A 17,786-nucleotide genomic window follows, 5' to 3' on the forward strand; every position below is an offset into this window, starting at 1 on the left:
CTCAGAACACCAGATATCGCGAAGCGAGTTCTTCGACGAGGGGGTCGTCGTCGGCAACGTTGTCGAGTGCTTCGAGATCGGAGCCGACCGAAAGTTGGCGGGGATCGTCCTGTTCGACGTCCGGTGCGCCGTCCTCCGCGAGCTGACGCAACAGCTTCGACCGGACGCGGTCCTTCAGTGAATCACTCATGGGTGCAGCTTGCCCGGTCCACGCCGGGTGAATCGCGCGGACACACCGGATCGGACTAGACCGGGGTGAACCAGGTGCCCCACGGCGTATTGCGCAGCACGGTATAGACCGTCAAGAGCGCGAAGAACGTCCACATCACGGTGGGACTGATCGAGGGCAGGCGCATGCGCTGGCCGCGCCAGGCGCGCAGGGACCAGTCGGTCACCCACAGCACGAAGGCGAGGACCAGCGGAATCGAAAGCAGGTTGCTGTGCAACGCGTCCAGCAGGTGGCCGTCGGTCAGGTTGTGCACGGCGCGCATACCGCCGCAGCCTGGGCACCACCATCCGGTCAGCGCGTAGACCGGGCACACACCGTAGGAACCGTCGACGTGCGGGTCGCGCAGGTGCAGCAGCACGCCGAATCCGATGCCCACCCCCGCAACCAGCAGCGGCACTCCTACGCCGCGCAGACCGGGCTTGGTCGGTACTGAATCCTGCTGCGCCGCCGGTTCCGGTGCCACGTGCGTGCTGTCCACAGCATCAACGGTAACGGTGCGTCCTTGCTCACCGCCACAGGATGACGTGGGTCTAGTCGGGCTGGGCGAAGCGCAAGGTGTTGCCGGCGGGGTCGACCAGCTCGAATCCGGGACCACCCGGGCCGTCCTCCGGCGGTCCCGGCTTGGCGTAGCGATACTCCTTGCCTGCTAGCTCGGCGTGCCACGCTTTGACGTCGGCCACCGCGATCCACACGACGGTGCCCGGCGTGCCGTCACCGTGATGCTCGCTGAGGTGGATTTTCGCGGCACCCCGCGAGACCTGCGCGTATAGCGGGAAGTCGTCGCCGAATCGGTGCTCCCAGTCGACGGTGAAACCCAAGTAGTCGCAATAGAATTCGTACGCCCGCGCGACATCGAACATGCGCAGTACGGGGATGGGCGCTGCGAAACCGATCTCATCGGAAGCCACCCGACGATCATCGCACCGGGGTCCGACAAGATCGAATCTGTTCCCTATCTTCGCAGGTAGAGTATGATTTCCACCGTGGATGCCGCTGGAATTACCCGGCTCGACGGATTCGCGGTCAACGCGACTCGCAAGCTCGATTTCGGGCATGTGGGGCACTGGTCCGCACCCAAGCACCACGACCTCGACGACGACAGCGACCGGATGGTCGCGGTCGAGATCGATCCCGGCGACGGTTCCTCCGTGGTGGTCTTCGTCCGCGCGCCGCACCGCGGCGATGTGCCGAGCGACTTCCATCCGGACGATCAGGTGTGCCTTGTGCTCCCCGAGGTGATCACCGCGTTGAACTCCGCCGGTTGAGCGGGTGCGCGGAAACCGTTACTGGATCGCCACTTTCGCGAGCTAACGCGACCCTGCGTCATTGGCGATGAAGACAACAGAGGCCAGCTCGCGACGCGAATATTTGTGAAGAGAGACAGTGTCACTGCACCGACTTCCGGGTATTCAACCCTATGAGCCAGAAGTTCCGCCCCGGCGCGCTTGCACTAGCAAGCACTTAGCTTGCACTGTACTGTGGCGGCAGACACAAAGGAGTGCCCGATGCTGGTGAAGTCGATGAAGACTTTGGCGGACGCGCGTAACGGCGCCTTGACCGCCGCTTATCGTGCCGGACTGCGATCACGCACCTTCCGGACCGCGTCGTTGAACGCTCCCACCGCTCCCCTCGAGATCATTCCGGTCACCACCGTCGACGGCGCCCGCCTGCGGGTGCACGCCTACGGCCCCGCCGACGGCGACGTCATCGTGCTGATCCACGGCTGGAGCTGCAGCATCGAGTACTGGAATCCGCAGATCAACGCGTTCGCCGATCGCTACCGGGTGGTCTGCTACGACCAGCGCGGGCACGGCGCCAGCGATCTCGGGCGGCGCATGCCGAGCCGGGAAACCCTCGCCGACGATCTGTCCGCCGTCCTCGACGCCACCCTGCGCCCCGGCCAGCGCGCCGTGCTCGCCGGGCACAGCATGGGCGGAATCACCGTGCAGGCGTGGGCAGCTCGCTATCCCGAGCAGGTCACCCGCCGCGCCTCCGCCGCCATCCTGCTGAACACCACCGCAGGCAACATCCGGTACGACACCGACCTGCTCCCCCTGCTGAACAAGCAGCTCATCGTGCAGAACAAGCCGATCACGCTGCTCGGCGCCCCTGTCCGGCTGCCCACCTTCGTCTCCGAGACGGTACTGAGCAGCCCGGTCCCGCTGCCCGGCGGCTGGCTGGTCGGCGCGGTACTCAAAGACCGCGTGATGAGCAAGCACGCCACCGCCGACGAGGTGAACTTCGCCCTCGGCATCGTCCGCTCCTGTCGCCCGCTGGCCCGCGGCAAGCACGCCGCCGCCCTGGCCGATCTCGACGTCAGCGACGGCGCCGCCCACCTGACCATCCCCACCACGGTCATCTCCGGCAGCTACGACCGACTGCTGCCGGAGCGGATGGCCCGCCGCATCGCCGACACCCTGTCCCGCACCGGCCACCTCGCCGCCTACCACAGCTGGCCCACCGGCCACCTCGGCAATATCGAGGCCGCCGACCGCTTCAACGCGGAACTCGAGCTCGTCGCCCAACAGGCCACGCTGCGCACGGCCGTCGCCGGCTGACCCCACTCGTTCTCCTGGGCTGGTCAACGGCGCCCGGCCCAGGAGCAACACCCAGGCACCGATTAGTTCGCCGGATCGACGCCGTCCTTACTGCTGAGCAGGCAATCACCCCTCGGCAGAAGAGGTTTCACGAATGTTGATCATCGCCGGTTACACCGAAGTCGACCCCACCCACCGCGACGCGTTGGTCAGCGCCTTCCACGACTTGCTCAGCCGCTGCCGCTCAGCCCCCGGCTGTCTCGACTGCGCCATCACCGCCGACCCCATCGACCCGGGCCGCGTCAACATCCTCGAACGCTGGGACACCCCCGAAAACCTCGAAGCCCGGCGAGCCATAGCCGACGCCCCCGACCCCGGCATCCCCATCAAGAACAACCACGTCATGAAATACACCGTCACCGACGAACGCGACCCCTTCGCCTGAGACGGCGAGCCCGCGCCTTCCTGTCGCTCAACTGTCAGAACTCGACCTCGGACCATGGAATGTTGATCGAAAACGGAAACTCGATCTCGATACCAGCAGGGTCGGCGGGAGTCCATTCACCGGCCAAGATGTAGTTGACCGGACGGAGCGGGTGAACTCCGTCAGGAAGCTGCCCGTGACCCGTTTCGAGCGCATAGGCACGAACGGTCGCGATCGCGATCGACTCTCGCGCCAGACTCACCTCCCAGTACCAAGGAATCTTCGCGCTAGCGTAGCGACCCTTCTTGGCCTCCATATCGGACTGTGTGTTCGACGGGGACAGCACCTCACCGACCAGCAAGGCATCAGCGGCACGAACATCCTGATACGAGGACTCGAGGCAGCGGTGGACCAAGAAGTCGGGTGTCAGGAAATCTGACTTTCCGGTATGTCCCAGAAAGACGTTCGTCTCGAAGGTCACTCGCCAACAGCACTCCGGATGCTCCGACATTCCTTTCCGTGAGCAACGCTCTAGAGCGGCCCACAGACGTCCGGTGAGAACCTGATGCTCGCTGGGACCGCGACGAACCCAGACGACGCGACCATCCCATAGCTCGATCTGCTCGGCGATCTCCTCTGGGAGTCGCTGCAACTCCTCCCAGGTCATGTACTCAGGGAGGTCAGGCCGCTCGATGCTCGGGAGAGACATGCCGCAATAGTAGTTGTCCGACTGGCCGCCTAGCCAGGGAGTTTGCCCGCAACGTCAGCGAACGGAACACGGCAGCTGCCACGGCGGCGTGTCACCGCCACCATGTCCCATTGGATGAGCAGTCGGTGCTCAGTCCAGCGCGGCGAGCTTGTCGGATAGGACCGCTCGCTCACGGTCGTTACCGCACAAGGTGATAGCGCGCGCCAATTCGGCGCGCGCCTCCGCTGTTCGGCCCAGCTGGATCAGTAGTTCGCCGCGTACGCTCGGCAGCAGATGCGAGCCTGAAAGTGCTGGGGCGGTGGATAACTCGTCGACAAACAGTAGCGCAGCCGCCGGTCCCTGCGCCATCGATACCGCCACCGCACGGTTGAGGTCGACCACTGGGGAGGGGGCCAGGCGGCCGAGGGCTTCGTAGAGCAGGACGATGCGGTCCCAGGCTGTCTGCTCGACTGATGTTGCGACAGCGTGACATTCGGCGATCGCGGCCTGCAGGCCGTAGGCGCCGAGACCTCGGCCGACCCGGCTCGCGCTGTCCAAGGCGGCGCGGCCACGGCGGATGGCAGCGTGGTCCCAGCGACGACGGTCCTGCTGTGCCAACAACACCGGGTATCCATCCGGTCCGGTGCGCGCGGGAAACCGTGCGGCCGTGAGCTCGAGTAGCGCCAGAAGTCCTTGCGCCTCAGGCTCGTTCGGCACCAATCGGGCGAGCACCCTGGCCAGTCGCTGCGCCTCGCTCGCGAGTTCGGACCGGATCAGCTCGGTTCCGGAACTGGCCGAGGATCCTTCGGTGAAGATCAGATACACCACGTTGAGCACCGAGGGGAGCCGCGCGGCCCGCTCCTGCGCCGACGGCACCTCGAACCGCACCTTGGCCGCGGCCAGCGTCTTCTTCGCCCTGGTGATGCGGGCCTGCACGGTCGCGGTCGGCACCAGGCACGCCTTGGCGATCTCGTCGCTGGTCAGACCACCGACGACGCGCAGCGTGAGCGCGACCCTGGCGTCTCGGGACAGCGTCGGATGGCAGGAGATGAACATCAGCGCGAGGATGTCGTCATCGATCTGGTCCGGATCCCACAGCACGTCACCGGCTGCCGTCGGCTCGGCCGGTTCGCTGCCCGAGACGGCACCGCCCTCGCCCAGGTTGTGGGCGAGCGCGGTGTACCGATCATCGAGGGCGGACCGCCGCCGGAACGCGTCGATGGCCCGCCGCCTGCCAACGGTGAGCAGCCACCCCGCGGGATTGTTCGGCACCCCGTCGCGAGGCCAAGTCACCAGCGCTTCGGCCATCGCCTCCTGCGCGAGGTCCTCGGCGAGCGAGAAATCGCCGGTGTAGCGCGCCAGCGCGCCGACGATCCGCGCGGACTCGATCCGCCAGACGGCGGCGACGGCCTCACGACCAGTGTGCTCGGCCATCGCCCGCCGCCCCGGTCAGAGCTGGCCGGTGGCTTCGCGCCACGCCCGCTCCTTTTGAATCCACTCGTTGTCCTGCGGGAATTCGTCGATCGAGGAAACCCGCCTGATCTCGGTCTTGAAACCGGGCCCGGCCATCGGCATCCGCTTGGCCCACTCGATCGCCTCCTCCTTCGACGCCACATTGAGAATGTAGAACCCGCCGAACAACTCCTTGGTCTCACCATAGGGGCCGTCGGTGACGATGGGCGGCTCGGCGGAGTAGTCGACGACCACACCCTCAGCCGGCGCCTCGAGTCCCTCGGCCGCAAGCAGCACCCCGGCCCGGATCAGCTCCTCGTTGAACCGCCCGACCGTCTCCAGCATCTTGTCGAAGTCGATCTGCCCCATCCCCGCATATGCCTCGTCCGTCGCGCGCATCACCAGCATGTACTTCATGGTTTCCGTCTCCTCGGTTCATCCGGGTCCCCTCTGGACCCTTTCACCCTTAGGTCGAACGGGTGGAACCAAAGATCGACACGCCCTCGAAATTTCTTTTTCGGGCACCGAGTCCGCCTCGCGCTGGTCGACTGGTCGCTGCGCACCGTCGTAACCTCGGCCCTGCCATGGGGACGTACCTGATCCTGCCCAACGAGATCGCCGCGGACGGCAACTGGCCGTCGATCACCGTCTACTACAGCAAGAGCGATGCCGAATAACAGTGCGCGCGTATGAAATCCGCGCTCGGACGACGAAAAAGCCCCCGCATGCGAATCCGCATGCAGGGGCCACAGGACCTGAGCCGCCTGCGAGAATCGAACTCGCGACCTTTTCATTACGAGTGAAGCGCTCTACCGACTGAGCTAAGGCGGCGTGCCTTTCGGCGTGGCGAGTCTATCGTCTTGGGGGGTGGATCGCGAAAACGGGTGGTCACCGGGGGCGGTGTCAGGTGGATTGGGCGGCCATCAGGGCGGCGGCCAGGGCGGCCAGGGCGAAGCGGGGTTTGACGTTGACGTCCAGGGCTTCGCGGCAGGCCAGGACGGCGTCGATGGATTTGAGTAGGCCCTCGGGGCGGACGCGGTCGGCCAGGTCGTGGATCTGGTCGGACAGGTCGGGGTGGGTGAGGGCGACGCCGGAGCCGTTGCGGGCGGCGCCGAAGCGGACGGCGAGCGCGTCGCGGTAGACACCGGCGACGTCGATGAGGGCGCGGTCGAGGGAATCGCGGCCGGTGCGGGTGGCGCGTGACTTCTGGCGGCGCTCCAGGTCTTTCAGCACGCCCGCGGAACCGCGGGTGGCGCCCGCCGCGCCCTTGCCGGTGCCGCCCGCGCCCATCGCGGTGGCCAGTTCTTCGCGCTCGCGGCCGTCGCGGCCCGCGCTCATCTGTTTGGCTTCGTCGTCGGCGGCCTTGACCAGTTCGTCGGCGGCGGCATAGGCGGCACCGGGCTTCGAGGCGGCGGCGACCAGGGCCAGGGCGCGTTGCCTGCGTTCGCGCGCCTCGGCGTCGGTGGCCAGGCGGCGGGCCCGACCGACGTGTCCGCCGCTGATCGAGGCCGCCCAGTTCGCGGTTTTCTCATCGAGCTTGTCGCGTTCCCGCAGCACCCGCGCGATGGCGGGCACCGAGGGTGTCACCAGGTGCACGTGCCTGCAGCGGGAGCGCAGGGTCACCGAGATGTCCTCGGGGTCGACCGACGGCGCGCACAGCAGGAACACCGTCCGGTCCGGCGGCTCCTCGACCACCTTCAGCAGCACGTTGCCCGCGGCCTCGGTCAACCGGTCGGCGTCCTCGATGACGACCACCTGCCACCGGCCGGTGCTCGGCCTGCGCGAGGCGATCTGCACGATCTCGCGCATCTCCTTGGTGCTGATGCTCAGGCCCTCCGGGATCACCCGGCGCACGTCGCCGTGTGTGCCCGCCATGGTGGTGGTGCAGGCATGGCAGCGGCCACATCCCGGACTGCCGGGATCGGTGCATTGCAACGCGGCCGCAAAGCACAGCGCCGCAACGGATCTCCCCGATCCGGGCGGGCCGGTGAACAGCCACGAGTGCGTCATCGCCCCTTGGACGACCTCCGCGCGGGCCGCGACCGAGGCAGTCGTGAGCGCGGACTCGACCGCATCCTGGCCGACCAACCGATCGAAGACACCTGCCACGCCGTACACCCTAGCCGCCCGCACCGACACAGATCGCCCGGTCGGGTCCGGGCGACGCGCACGCGGGTATTGACCGTGCCGACCGCCGGGCGGATCCTCGAGAAGGAGGTGGAATCACCGTGAGAATCCTGTTGATCACCGGCGATGCGGCCGAAGACCTCGAGGTTATGTACCCGTATCAACGCCTGCTCGAAGAGGGCCACGAAGTGCACATCGCGGCCCCCGCGGTCAAGCAGCTGCAGTTCGTGGTGCACGACTTCGTCGATGGCTTCGATACCTACACCGAAAAGCTCGGGCACAGTTGGCCGGCCGACGTCGCGTTCGCCGATGTCGATCCGGCCACCTACGACGCGTTGGTGGTGCCGGGCGGCCGGGCACCGGAGTATCTGCGCAACAACCGGGACTGTCAGCGCCTGGCACGGCACTTCGCGGAGGCGGGTAAACCCATCGCCGCGCTATGCCATGGACCGCTGATCCTCGCTGCCGCAGGCGTTCTGGTCGGCCGTTCGTGCAGCGCGTACCCGGCGTTGGCCCCGGATATCGAGGCGGCCGGGGCCAAGTTCGTGGACAGCGAGGCCTACGTCGACGAGAACATCGTCACCGGCCGCGCCTGGCCCGACCATCCCGCGTGGATGCGTGAATTCCGCAGGGTGCTCGGCAAATAGCGCGGTAAGCCGTTCGCGGGTCGCGCGTTTCGGACCATAGGCCCGGCGCCCGACCCGCGAACTCAGGAATTCCCGACGCCGGTCTTCTTCGCCGCCGCCTTCTTCGCAGCGGTCTTCTTGGCGACCGTCTTGGTGGTCGTCGACTTGCCGGCCGTCGCCTTCTTGGCCGCGGTCTTCTTCGCCGCGGTCTTCTTGGCGGGTGCCTTCTTGGCCGCGGCCTTCTTCTTCACCGGTCCGCGCGCCCGGCGATCCGCGAGCAGTTCCATCGCCCGCTCCGGGGTGATCGACTCGATCTCGTCGCCCTTGCGCAGGGTGGCATTGGTCTCGCCGTCGGTGACGTACGGACCGAAACGTCCGTCCTTGATCACCATCGGCTGGCCGGAGGCCGAGTCGTTGCCCAACTCGCGCAACGGCGCCGCTGCGGACGCCTGCCGCCCGCGCCGCTTCGGCTCGGCGTAGATCTTCAGCGCCTCGTCGAGCGTGACGTCGAAGATCTGATCCTCGCTGGTGAGCGAACGAGAGTCGGTGCCCTTCTTCAGATATGGGCCGTAGCGACCGTTCTGCGCGGTGATCTCCTCGCCAGAGGCCGGGTCCGCGCCGACCACGCGCGGCAACGACAGCAGCTTGAGCGCGTCGTCGAGCGTGACGGAGGCCAGCTCCATCGACTTGAACAGCGACCCGGTGCGTGGCTTGGGCGCGGCCGCCTTCTTCGCCGTCTTCTTGGCGGGGGCCGGCGTTTCCTCGGCGGCGGGCTCGGGCAGCACCTCGGTGACGTACGGGCCGAAACGTCCTTCCTTGGCGACGATTTCGTGCCCGGACGCCGGATCGACGCCGAGCGAGCGGCCCTCCTGCGGCGTCGAGAACAGCTTCTCGGCGACCTCGATGGTCAGCTCGTCCGGCGGCAGATCGTCGGGCAGGTTGGCCCGCTGCGAGACCGAATTGCCTTCGGGGTCATCGGGATTGATGACCATCCGCTCCAGGTACGGCCCGTACCTGCCGACCCGGACGACGACGTCGCGTCCCTCGTCGTCGGCAAAGAGCTTGATGGAGTTGATTTCTCGCGCATCGATGTCGTCGAGTCGCTCACCGACCATCTTCTTCAGCCCGCCCGAGCGCGCGACCGAACCCTCGGCGCCGGTCTGGCCGCCGAAATAGAAGCTGGACAACCAACTTCCGCGCTGCTCGCGGCCACCGGCGATAGCGTCGAGGTCGTCCTCCATGCCCGCGGTGAAGTCGAAGTCGACCAGCCTGCCGAAATGCTCTTCCAGCAAACCGATCACGGCGAACGCCACCCACGACGGCACCAGCGCGCTACCGCGCTTGTACACATAGCCGCGGTCGAGGATCGTCTTGATGATCGACGCGTACGTCGAAGGCCGGCCGATGCCGAGCTCTTCGAGCGTCTTGATCAGCGACGCTTCGGTGTATCTCGCGGGCGGATTCGTGCTGTGCCCATCGGGATTCAGCTCGACCGCGGTGACGCCCTGGCCCTCGTCGAGCGCGGGCAGCCGGGATTCGGCGTCGTCGGATTGACCGCCTGCCTCCTCGTCCACGCTCTCCACGTAGGCCTTCAGGAAGCCCGCGAAGGTGATGGTGCGACCCGACGCGGAGAACACGCATTCCTCGCCGGTGGCCGCGGTGCCGGTGATGCGCAGCGTCAGCGTGGTGCCCCTGGCGTCGGCCATTTGCGAGGCGACCGTGCGCTGCCAGATCATCTCGTAGAGCCGGAACTCGTCGTTGTCCAGGCGGGCGTGCAACTGGCCCGGGGTGGCGAAGGTGTCACCGGACGGGCGGATCGCCTCGTGTGCCTCCTGCGCGTTCTTCACCTTGCGGGTGTACTGCCGCGGTGTCGGATGCACATACTCGGCGCCGTACAGCTGAGTCGCCTGCGAGCGAGCCGCGGCGATCGCCGACTCGGACAGCGTGGTCGAGTCGGTACGCATATAGGTGATGTAGCCGTTTTCGTAGAGCCGCTGCGCGACCCGCATCGTGCGCTCGGAGTTGAAGCGCAGCTTGCGCCCGGCCTCCTGCTGCAGCGTCGAGGTCATGAACGGCGGATACGGCTTGCGCGTGTACGGCTTGGCCTCCGCGGAGGAGACCACCAGGTCGGCGCCGTCGAGGGCCTGCGCCAAGCGGTGCGCGTAGGCCTCGTCCAGCACGACCACCCCGGAGGCGGTCTTGAGCTGGCCATCCGAGCTGAAGTCGCGACCGGTCGCGACGCGCGCACCGGCCACGTTCACCAGTCGCGCCCCGAAGGTCCTCGGGTTGCTGGTGTCACCGTCTTCGCCGGGGCCTGCGTCGAGTTTCGCGGCGATGTCCCAGTATTCGGCCGAGCGGAACGCCATCCGCTCGCGTTCGCGCTGGACGATCACCCTGGTGGCGACCGACTGCACCCGGCCTGCCGAGAGCCGCGGCATGACCTTCTTCCACAGCACCGGACTGACCTCGTAGCCGTACAGCCGGTCCAGAATGCGGCGGGTCTCCTGCGCGTCAACCAGATCGTTGTCGAGGTCCCGCGTGTCGGCCGCGGCCGCCTGGATGGCCGACTCGGTGATCTCGTGGAACACCATCCGCCGGACCGGGACCTTGGGCTTGAGCGTCTCCAGCAGGTGCCAGGCGATCGCCTCGCCCTCCCGGTCGGGGTCGGTGGCGAGATAGAGCTCGTCGGCGTCCTTCAGCAAGCTCTTGAGCTCGGCGACCTTGGCCTTCTTATCGGGGCTCACCACATAGATGGCCTCGAAGTCGTGGTCCACGTCGACGCCGAGGCGCGCCCAGGACTCACCCTTGTATTTGACGGGAACGTCCGCCGCCCCTCGCGGCAGGTCCCGGATATGGCCCACCGAGGCCTCGACCGTGTAGTTACGGCCTAGGTAGGGCGCTATCTTGCGGGCCTTGGTTGGGGACTCGACGATCACGAGACGACGCAGGGGACGGCCCTGGTCGGCTGCACCGCGGTCTCGTGTTGCCACCGGCGAATACACCTTTCCTGTCGACCCGCGCTGACGCTTTTCGGCGCTGTGCGCGGCTGGGGCAAGCGGAGACGACGGCTGGGCGTCGCCACCAGACACGGTTATACCTTGACGCTACGTGTGGTCGAGTGCTTGCGACTTGAACCACAGAGCGTACGCGCGTCACTGCGAATCAGTATGCCTTGTGTTCAGGCCTCGGCTGCGCCACGGCGTGTTCACAACGCCCTGACCCGAGTCGCGGGGTGTGTCTTTGCCCTAGATATAGCTCGTCCCCCACCTCCGGGTTACCGGCGGTGAGGGACGAGTGTTGGATGGCGTCGCTCAGCTGAGCGCGCGAACTCCGGTGGCCTGCGGGCCCTTGGTGCCCTGGCCGACCTCGAACTCGACCTTCTGGTTCTCTTCGAGGGTGCGGAAGCCCGAACCCTGAATTTCGGAGTAGTGGACGAAGACGTCAGCGGAGCCGTCCTCGGGCGCGATGAAGCCGAACCCCTTCTCCGCGTTGAACCACTTCACAGTTCCCTGTGCCATTCTGTTCCTTCTCTTTTCTTACCGGAACGGCGGACAACTGGGTTCGTCCACCGGGCCCGTTCCGACCGCTGTACTGTTGGTTCCCCCTGCAGGAAAGCACCAAGCACACCGTTCGCAACATCGATCCTGCTGACGGTTTGGACTTTGGATCCGACCCTCGAACACAGAAGCTTGCGACCAGGAACCAGTGAACCATGTCTCCGAGCAATTCAACAGTCGAGTTACCGACAATTTGCAAAAAAGTTGATCTTGCGAATGCGCAGGTGAGGGACACAATGCCAGAATCCAGACTTGAGGTTCGTTTGCCTCCCGATAACCGAGTGGGCGTATGGCAAACAGGCTGTGACCCAGGTCGCTATTTGGTATCGAATTGGCAGGTAGGGCTTCCTAACCGCGCACGTTTCACACTTTCTCAGCGTGTCGCGGTGCGCGCCGCATGAATCCGACGAGCTCGACCGCCCGTACCGCACTCCCTAACGGCCTCAGCTATGGGACATCGTTGCTGAATCGTGTCCTAGCCGGCACACCCTCCGACGACCCTCGGCTAACCCATGTCGTCGAGCTACCCGCACGCGCCGCCGAGGTCACCACCTGGCCCGATTGGACATCGCCAGAGGTGATCTCGGCATTACAGGACACCGGCGTCGCCGCGCCGTGGAGTCATCAGACCCGCACCGCCGACCTCGCCTTCGGCGGCGCCAACGTGGTGGTCAGCACCGGCACCGCCTCCGGCAAGTCGATGGGATATCAGCTGCCGGTATTGACCGCGTTGCGCGAAGACCCACGTGCCACCGCTATTTATCTGGCACCGACCAAAGCCCTCGGCGCGGATCAGCTGCGTGCCGTCGGCGCGCTGACCCATGAGGGACCGCTGCGCGATATTCATCCGGCAACCTATGACGGCGATACGCCCGCCGAGATCAGGCAGTGGGTGCGGGCGAACGCACGCTGGGTTTTCACCAACCCCGACATGCTGCATCTCGGCATCCTGCGCTCGCATCAACGCTGGGCGCGGGTGCTGCGCAGGCTGCGGTACATCGTTGTCGACGAATGCCATGCCTATCGCGGCGTTTTCGGTTCCCACGTGGCGCTGGTGCTGCGCAGGCTGCGCCGGATCGCCGCACGTTACGGCGCCGATCCGGTGTTCGTGCTGTGTTCGGCCACCACCGCGGAGCCCGCGGCCGCCGCCGCCCGGCTGATCGGGGCGCCGTGCGTCGCGGTCACCGAGGACGGGTCGCCACAGGGGCCGCGCACCGTCGCACTGTGGGAGCCGCCCCTGCTCACCTCGGTGACCGGGGAAAACGGCGCACCGGTCCGGCGGGCGGCCACCACGGAGGCCGCGCGGATCATGGCCGACCTGGTGGTCGAGGGCGCGCGGACGCTGACCTTCGTGCGGTCGCGACGGGCCGCCGAGCTCACCGCGATGGACGCGCGGCGGCTGTTGAGCGATGTCGATCCGAGCCTGGCCGAGCGCGTCGCCGCCTATCGGGCCGGATATCTCGCGGAGGATCGGCGCGACCTGGAGACAGCCCTGTCCGACGGATCGCTGCTCGGCGCGGCGACCACCAACGCGCTCGAGCTCGGGGTCGATATCGCCGGGCTCGATGCCGTGGTGATCTGCGGGTTTCCCGGGACGGTCGCGTCGTTCTGGCAGCAGGCCGGGCGAGCGGGGCGGCGCACCCAGGGGTCGTTGGTGCTGCTCGTGGCCAGGGACGATCCGCTGGACACCTACCTTGTGCACCATCCGGAAGCGCTGCTGGACAAGCCCGTCGAGGCCACCATCACCGATCCGCGCAACCCCTACGTACTCGGTCCGCAGTTGCTCTGCGCGGCATTGGAACTGCCGCTCACCGATGTCGAGGTGGACGAGCTCGGCGCTCGCGAGGTGCTGACCGGCCTGGCCGAGAAAGGGCTGATCAGGCGGCGTACGGTCTCGGGCACCGCGGATCGCGGGCGCTGGTACGTCACGGCGGAGACACAGCCGCACGATGCCGTCGATGTCCGTGGCGGGATCGGTACGCCGGTGGCCATCGTGGACGGGGAGACCGGCCGATTGCTCGGTACGGCCGATGCCGGGCGGGCACCCGCGACGCTGCATCAGGGGGCTGTTCATCTACATCAGGGCGATACCTATGTCGTTGACGAGCTGGATCTCGAGGACGGTGTCGCGTTCGTGCATGCCGCCGAACCGGGGTGGACCACGAGCGCGCGCTCGGTCACCTCGATCGCCATCGACGTGATGACCGATCAGCGCCGCCACGGCCGGGTGATGACCGCATTGGCGCAGGTCAGGGTGACCAGTCAGGTGGTCGGATATCTGCGCACCCTGGTCACCGGCGAGGTGCTGGACCTGGTCGAACTCGACATGCCCGAGCACACGTTGCCGACCAGGGCGGTGCTGTACACGGTCAGCCCGGAGTTGTTGGTGCTGGCCGGAATCGACACGGCGGACGTGCCCGGGGCGCTGCATGCCGCCGAGCACGCGGCGATCGGACTGTTGCCGCTGGTGGCGACCTGCGATCGGTGGGATATCGGCGGGGTCTCCACCGCCGAGCACCCGGACACCGGCCTGCCGACGGTGTTCGTCTACGACGGCCAGCCGGGCGGCGCGGGCTTCGCCGAGCGCGGGTTCGCCCAGCTGCGGCGCTGGCTCTCGGCGACCCTCGCCGTCATCGAGTCCTGCTCCTGCGCGGCGGGCTGTCCGTCCTGCGTGCAGTCACCCAAGTGCGGAAACGGGAACCACCCGCTCGACAAGGCCTGCGCGGCACGATTACTCACCGCGGTGCTGGCCGAACTGTCGGCCGGATGACGCTGCAGAGCCCGGCTCGTGACGGAGCCGAGCTCCGTATGTGATCGAATGTCGACCTGACCTGCGCAATCACCACCACGGGCTGCCAGAACCCTTGCGGACCGCGGTCCGGGCACGGCAGCCGATTAAAGAGGAATTCATTCAGGTTAACTGTGCTATTGCCACATCGCCGCCTGCGTACATGCGCATTCATCCGATTCTTTATCCGCGTACCTGCGGACAATTGTGCCGTCCGAAATTATTTGGCCAGGGGAATTGCCGATTTCCGCCACTCGCGACAACACCTGGAGCGCCAACCGCACTTAGGTTTCTCTCAGTTTTCTACCGGTCCAGCTCGTGCGACAGCGCGAACCATACGTACTCCTAACAGACCCATTGGTACATACCTGTTAACAATCACAGTTGCGTCCCACTCGACGACTTCGCACCCTTCCATCCGCACCCCCATCCGCCGCGCGATCACACCCGCCTCGGCGCACCCCGCATCGCCCCCTTCGGCCAATGCCCCCGCCGCCGCGAGCGCCGCCAAATCCGCGGCCGCCTGCGCCCGATGCCGAGTGACAACCACCACACCCACCTGCCCGACCATCAGCGTCGCCGCGATAAGCCCAGCCAGCGCAAGACACGAGAACACCGTCGCCGCCCCACCGTCCCCCCGAAGTCTCGCCACCACACTCACCCCCACCCCTGCGTCTCGGCTGCCACTACGTGGCCACCGATGCCCAGGAACAGCCAAGCGCGCGCGGCGACGACACCCCTCGCACGCTGACGCGCTCACGGTGTCGTCCCTGGCTCGCGGGAGGCGATGGCGTCGGCGTGGAGGGTGAGCAGGGGTAGGAGCGGGGTGTGGGTGGTGACCCGGGCGATTATGTGGCTGCCCTCGGTCTGCACCGAGATGTCCGAGGCTGGGGGTGCGACGCGGCGGGCCGCTGAGATCGCGTTCGCTTCGTCGCCACGGGCGGACAGGCGGGCTGCTTCGCGGGCGGCGTCGACACAGCGCACCTGCGTCGACGCCGCCAGCAATGCTCCGATACACAGCACGACAGCGACGATCAGGGTGGCGAGGGCGATCGCCGCCTCCACCGTCACCGAACCTCGATCATCACCGATCGACGTTGTGCCACAACATCTTCCCTTGCGCAGCGCGGTCGCTACACGGCGGTGTTGAGTGCCCGATCGATGATCTTCGTCAGCGCGTTCACAATGCTGTCGCCGGTCACCACCCCGTAAAGCACGGCCCCGAACGCCGCGGCGGCGATGGTGCCGATCGCGTACTCCGCCGTGCTCATCCCGTCGTCCGCGACCACCGCGTGCATGATTCGCACACGCAGTTCCGTATATACAGCCCCCAAGCCGTGGCTCACGTGGCTTGTCATTCGCTCGATTCGCACCCGATTCCCCTCTCACCTCACCCCGCGCGGCCGATCCGCGCGGGAATGCTCCGATGGGCCTGGTCCGCGTGCACAGGGCGCCGGCAACTCGCTCGCTCACTGCCTCACCTCGCGGACGATCAGTTCCGCCACACCCGAGGACGCACTGAGCTGTCAGCCCCCATCGCCGACGCTCGCGCACGATCGCGGCTCGCTGACACCGGCTCACAGCAGTCCACCGCCGAGCACCCGGCCCGCCAGTCCGATCACCACCGGGACAATGCCGAGGCAGACGAATGCCGGTAGGAAGCAAAGCCCGAGCGGCCCGCCGATCAACACGCCGGCTCGCTCGGCTCGGGACGCGGCGGCGTCCTCTATCGCGGCCCGGCGTTGTTCGGCCAGTTCCCCGACCGCGACCGCCAGCGAGGCACCCGACCGCGCCGACCGCCGCGCCATCCGCGCCAGCGACTCGACCTCCTCGGCACCCGCGCGCCCGGCCCCGTCTACCGCCGCGCGTTCCCATGCCGTCGCGGCATCGGCACCTAGCGCCAGCAGATCCGCGGCCCGGCGCAGCGCCGCTCCCAACGGTTCCGGCGCACCAGGCGCCACCGCGCGTGCCGCCCCCGCCATCGGCAGTCCAGCCCGCAGACAGGCAGCCAACAGGTCGAACACCGATGCCGATGCGAGCGGATCCAGCTTCTGCTTCGCCACTGGCACAACGACTTGCGCCACCTCCGGCTCGCGAAGCCCCCGCAGCCGACGACTCACCGCGACCCGGCCCGGCAGCAGGATCAGCCCGACCGCAAGCAACAAAATCGGCAGTACCGGATAACCCCCGGCCAGCTCCACTCTGGGCCTCCTCGCACGGGTCGTTGCACGAATAAGCTTGGAACGCTGGAAAATTCGGATCCACGGCATGGAAGTCACTGGTGCGCGCCGAATCCACCGTGCCGACCTCGCCGGGCGGCCGCATCGGTCGTCCACGGGCACGCATCGAGGCGGCCTCGAACGATGTTGGCGCGGAGACCAGAGTCGCCGAACGAGGCCAGCCACCGTGACTGACAGGCGCGCCATCGATAGACCCTGTGTCCAAACGCATCGGCCGAGCTCGAGCACGCTGCCACTCGTTATAGGAAACCCACAGCGCCGTATCGGAATTCGCTCGTCGAACAATCGATCGGTCGCGCATATGAGGGACAGGTTGTTTCATACCAGCACCTTTCGCGTTATGGCATCGGTCCACAGCAAGCCGGCGCAGGCGAGGGCGGCGCCTAGCGGCAGCAGGACCGTGCCTGCCGACGAGGCGAAGAGGACATGCAGTGGGGCGGCGCCCATCAGTTGGCCTAAGCCGATGCCGAGGACGGGTAGCGCGGCCAGGACGGTGGCGGTGGCGCGGGCGCCCGCAAGGGCGGCGGTGGTGCGGCCGTGGAAACGGATGCGGCCCACCAGGTCTGTACGTGCGGCGGACAGCAGCTCGGCGAGCGCGAGTCCGTGCTGCTCGGCCACCTGCCATGCGTCGGCGATGCGGGACAGCTCGCCTGCCACGATGGAATCCGGATGTCGCAGCCCCTCGGCCGCGGAACCGCCCAGCCTGCTGCGCCCGGCGCTCACCGCGAACACGGTGGCGGATTCGCCCCGCGCCTCGCTCGCCGCTACCTCGGCCGCGGCACTCGGATGCGCGCCGACCCGCAATTCGCCGATCACCGCCTCCAACGCGTCGAGCAGGTGGGCGCATTCGACGTTCCTGCGCCGATCCCGACCCGTACGACGGATCCGGAACCCCACTGTCCCCACCACCATGGCCGCCGCAAGAAACGGACCGAGCCCGAATACCAGCACGGCCACGACCCCGCCGCAGGCAACGAAGCGAAGTACCTTGTCACGCCGAACTTTTCCAGCCTCGATCGGCTTCGCGAACAGACCGTCGAATCGACGACGCACACCGGACGTGGGCGCCGCGAGCAGTGCGAGCGCGAGACACATCAACGCGACACTCATCGGCAGGC

The 17,786-nt window shown here is 67.2% G+C and carries 19 protein-coding genes and 1 tRNA gene; 5 read left to right on the top strand and 15 right to left on the bottom strand.

Translation table 11 applies throughout. The features are described from left to right. Position 1 precedes the first annotated feature (1 nt). Genes ACIBCN_RS12485 through ACIBCN_RS12495 form a run of 3 tightly spaced genes read right to left on the bottom strand, consistent with a single transcriptional unit; the run spans position 2 to position 1,137 of the window. Positions 2–190, bottom strand: coding sequence for a hypothetical protein (locus ACIBCN_RS12485; protein ID WP_396991604.1), 189 nt, complete (start codon positions 188–190; stop codon positions 2–4). Positions 191–245: 55 nt separating this feature from the next. Beyond that, positions 246–707: a DUF2752 domain-containing protein gene (locus ACIBCN_RS12490; protein WP_396991605.1), complete on the bottom strand. Its 462-nt coding sequence runs from the start codon at positions 705–707 to the stop codon at positions 246–248. 52 nt (positions 708–759) lie between these two features. Beyond that, complete coding sequence (locus tag ACIBCN_RS12495; protein WP_396991606.1) at positions 760–1,137, bottom strand: glyoxalase superfamily protein; 378 nt, start codon at positions 1,135–1,137, stop codon at positions 760–762. 75 nt (positions 1,138–1,212) lie between these two features. On the opposite strand from ACIBCN_RS12495, the gene ACIBCN_RS12500 reads away from it, so the two are divergent. The 3 genes from ACIBCN_RS12500 to ACIBCN_RS12510 all read left to right on the top strand — a co-directional run bounded on the left by ACIBCN_RS12500 (position 1,213) and on the right by ACIBCN_RS12510 (position 3,211). Next, positions 1,213–1,494, top strand: a complete 282-nt coding sequence (locus ACIBCN_RS12500) for a hypothetical protein (protein WP_396991607.1) — start codon at positions 1,213–1,215, stop codon at positions 1,492–1,494. A gap of 240 nt (positions 1,495–1,734) precedes the next feature. Further along, entirely contained in the window at positions 1,735–2,787 is a 1,053-nt protein-coding gene (locus tag ACIBCN_RS12505) for an alpha/beta fold hydrolase (protein ID WP_396991608.1), read from the top strand. A 133-nt stretch (positions 2,788–2,920) separates the two neighbouring features. Continuing rightward, positions 2,921–3,211 carry a putative quinol monooxygenase gene (locus tag ACIBCN_RS12510; protein WP_396991609.1) on the top strand — a complete coding sequence of 97 codons (291 nt, stop codon included), beginning with the start codon at positions 2,921–2,923 and terminating at the stop codon, positions 3,209–3,211. Between the two features lie 34 nt (positions 3,212–3,245). Here ACIBCN_RS12510 and ACIBCN_RS12515 read toward each other — a convergent pair whose 3' ends face one another. The 5 genes from ACIBCN_RS12515 to ACIBCN_RS12535 form a co-directional block, all read right to left on the bottom strand. Next, positions 3,246–3,857, bottom strand: coding sequence for a Uma2 family endonuclease (locus ACIBCN_RS12515; RefSeq protein ID WP_396991610.1), 612 nt, complete (start codon positions 3,855–3,857; stop codon positions 3,246–3,248). Positions 3,858–4,028: 171 nt separating this feature from the next. Continuing rightward, a complete protein-coding gene (locus tag ACIBCN_RS12520) occupies positions 4,029–5,312 on the bottom strand; it encodes an RNA polymerase sigma factor (RefSeq protein ID WP_396991611.1) in 1,284 nt (427 codons plus the stop codon). Between the two features lie 15 nt (positions 5,313–5,327). Beyond that, entirely contained in the window at positions 5,328–5,747 is a 420-nt protein-coding gene (locus tag ACIBCN_RS12525; protein ID WP_396991612.1) for a YciI family protein, read from the bottom strand. Between the two features lie 341 nt (positions 5,748–6,088). After that, positions 6,089–6,161, bottom strand: a tRNA-Thr gene (locus ACIBCN_RS12530). A 72-nt stretch (positions 6,162–6,233) separates the two neighbouring features. Then, the gene (locus tag ACIBCN_RS12535; protein WP_396991613.1) at positions 6,234–7,439 is read right to left on the bottom strand and encodes a DNA polymerase III subunit delta'; all 1,206 of its coding nucleotides are present in this window, start codon (positions 7,437–7,439) and stop codon (positions 6,234–6,236) included. Between the two features lie 119 nt (positions 7,440–7,558). On the opposite strand from ACIBCN_RS12535, the gene ACIBCN_RS12540 reads away from it, so the two are divergent. Further along, positions 7,559–8,104, top strand: coding sequence for a DJ-1/PfpI family protein (locus ACIBCN_RS12540; RefSeq protein WP_396991614.1), 546 nt, complete (start codon positions 7,559–7,561; stop codon positions 8,102–8,104). A 62-nt stretch (positions 8,105–8,166) separates the two neighbouring features. Here the strand turns inward: ACIBCN_RS12540 and topA are convergent, their stop codons facing one another. Continuing rightward, on the bottom strand, positions 8,167–11,073 hold the full coding sequence (gene topA, locus ACIBCN_RS12545) for a type I DNA topoisomerase (protein WP_396991615.1): 2,907 nt from the start codon (positions 11,071–11,073) through the stop codon (positions 8,167–8,169). Between the two features lie 321 nt (positions 11,074–11,394). After that, the gene (locus ACIBCN_RS12550; RefSeq protein ID WP_011206895.1) at positions 11,395–11,601 is read right to left on the bottom strand and encodes a cold-shock protein; all 207 of its coding nucleotides are present in this window, start codon (positions 11,599–11,601) and stop codon (positions 11,395–11,397) included. 436 nt (positions 11,602–12,037) lie between these two features. Here ACIBCN_RS12550 and ACIBCN_RS12555 point away from each other — a divergent pair, with 436 nt between their 5' ends. Further along, a complete protein-coding gene (locus tag ACIBCN_RS12555; protein WP_396991616.1) occupies positions 12,038–14,410 on the top strand; it encodes a DEAD/DEAH box helicase in 2,373 nt (790 codons plus the stop codon). Between the two features lie 313 nt (positions 14,411–14,723). Here the strand turns inward: ACIBCN_RS12555 and ACIBCN_RS12560 are convergent, their stop codons facing one another. From ACIBCN_RS12560 to ACIBCN_RS12580, 5 genes are all read right to left on the bottom strand, one after another. Continuing rightward, positions 14,724–15,188 (bottom strand): Rv3654c family TadE-like protein, encoded by a 465-nt coding sequence (locus ACIBCN_RS12560; RefSeq protein ID WP_396991617.1) that lies wholly within the window; start codon positions 15,186–15,188, stop codon positions 14,724–14,726. Continuing rightward, on the bottom strand, positions 15,185–15,499 hold the full coding sequence (locus ACIBCN_RS12565) for a TadE family type IV pilus minor pilin (RefSeq protein ID WP_396991618.1): 315 nt from the start codon (positions 15,497–15,499) through the stop codon (positions 15,185–15,187). Before ACIBCN_RS12565 ends, ACIBCN_RS12560 begins: the two co-directional genes overlap by 4 nt. Before the next feature lie 62 nt (positions 15,500–15,561). Continuing rightward, the gene (locus ACIBCN_RS12570; RefSeq protein ID WP_396965843.1) at positions 15,562–15,726 is read right to left on the bottom strand and encodes a DUF4244 domain-containing protein; all 165 of its coding nucleotides are present in this window, start codon (positions 15,724–15,726) and stop codon (positions 15,562–15,564) included. Between the two features lie 279 nt (positions 15,727–16,005). After that, positions 16,006–16,629: a type II secretion system F family protein gene (locus ACIBCN_RS12575; protein ID WP_396991619.1), complete on the bottom strand. Its 624-nt coding sequence runs from the start codon at positions 16,627–16,629 to the stop codon at positions 16,006–16,008. 357 nt (positions 16,630–16,986) lie between these two features. Next, positions 16,987–17,778: a type II secretion system F family protein gene (locus ACIBCN_RS12580; RefSeq protein ID WP_396991620.1), complete on the bottom strand. Its 792-nt coding sequence runs from the start codon at positions 17,776–17,778 to the stop codon at positions 16,987–16,989. Positions 17,779–17,786: the final 8 nt, after the last annotated feature.

It is taken from the genome of Nocardia sp. NPDC051052, assembly GCF_044456045.1.
GTDB lineage: Bacteria > Actinomycetota > Actinomycetes > Mycobacteriales > Mycobacteriaceae > Nocardia.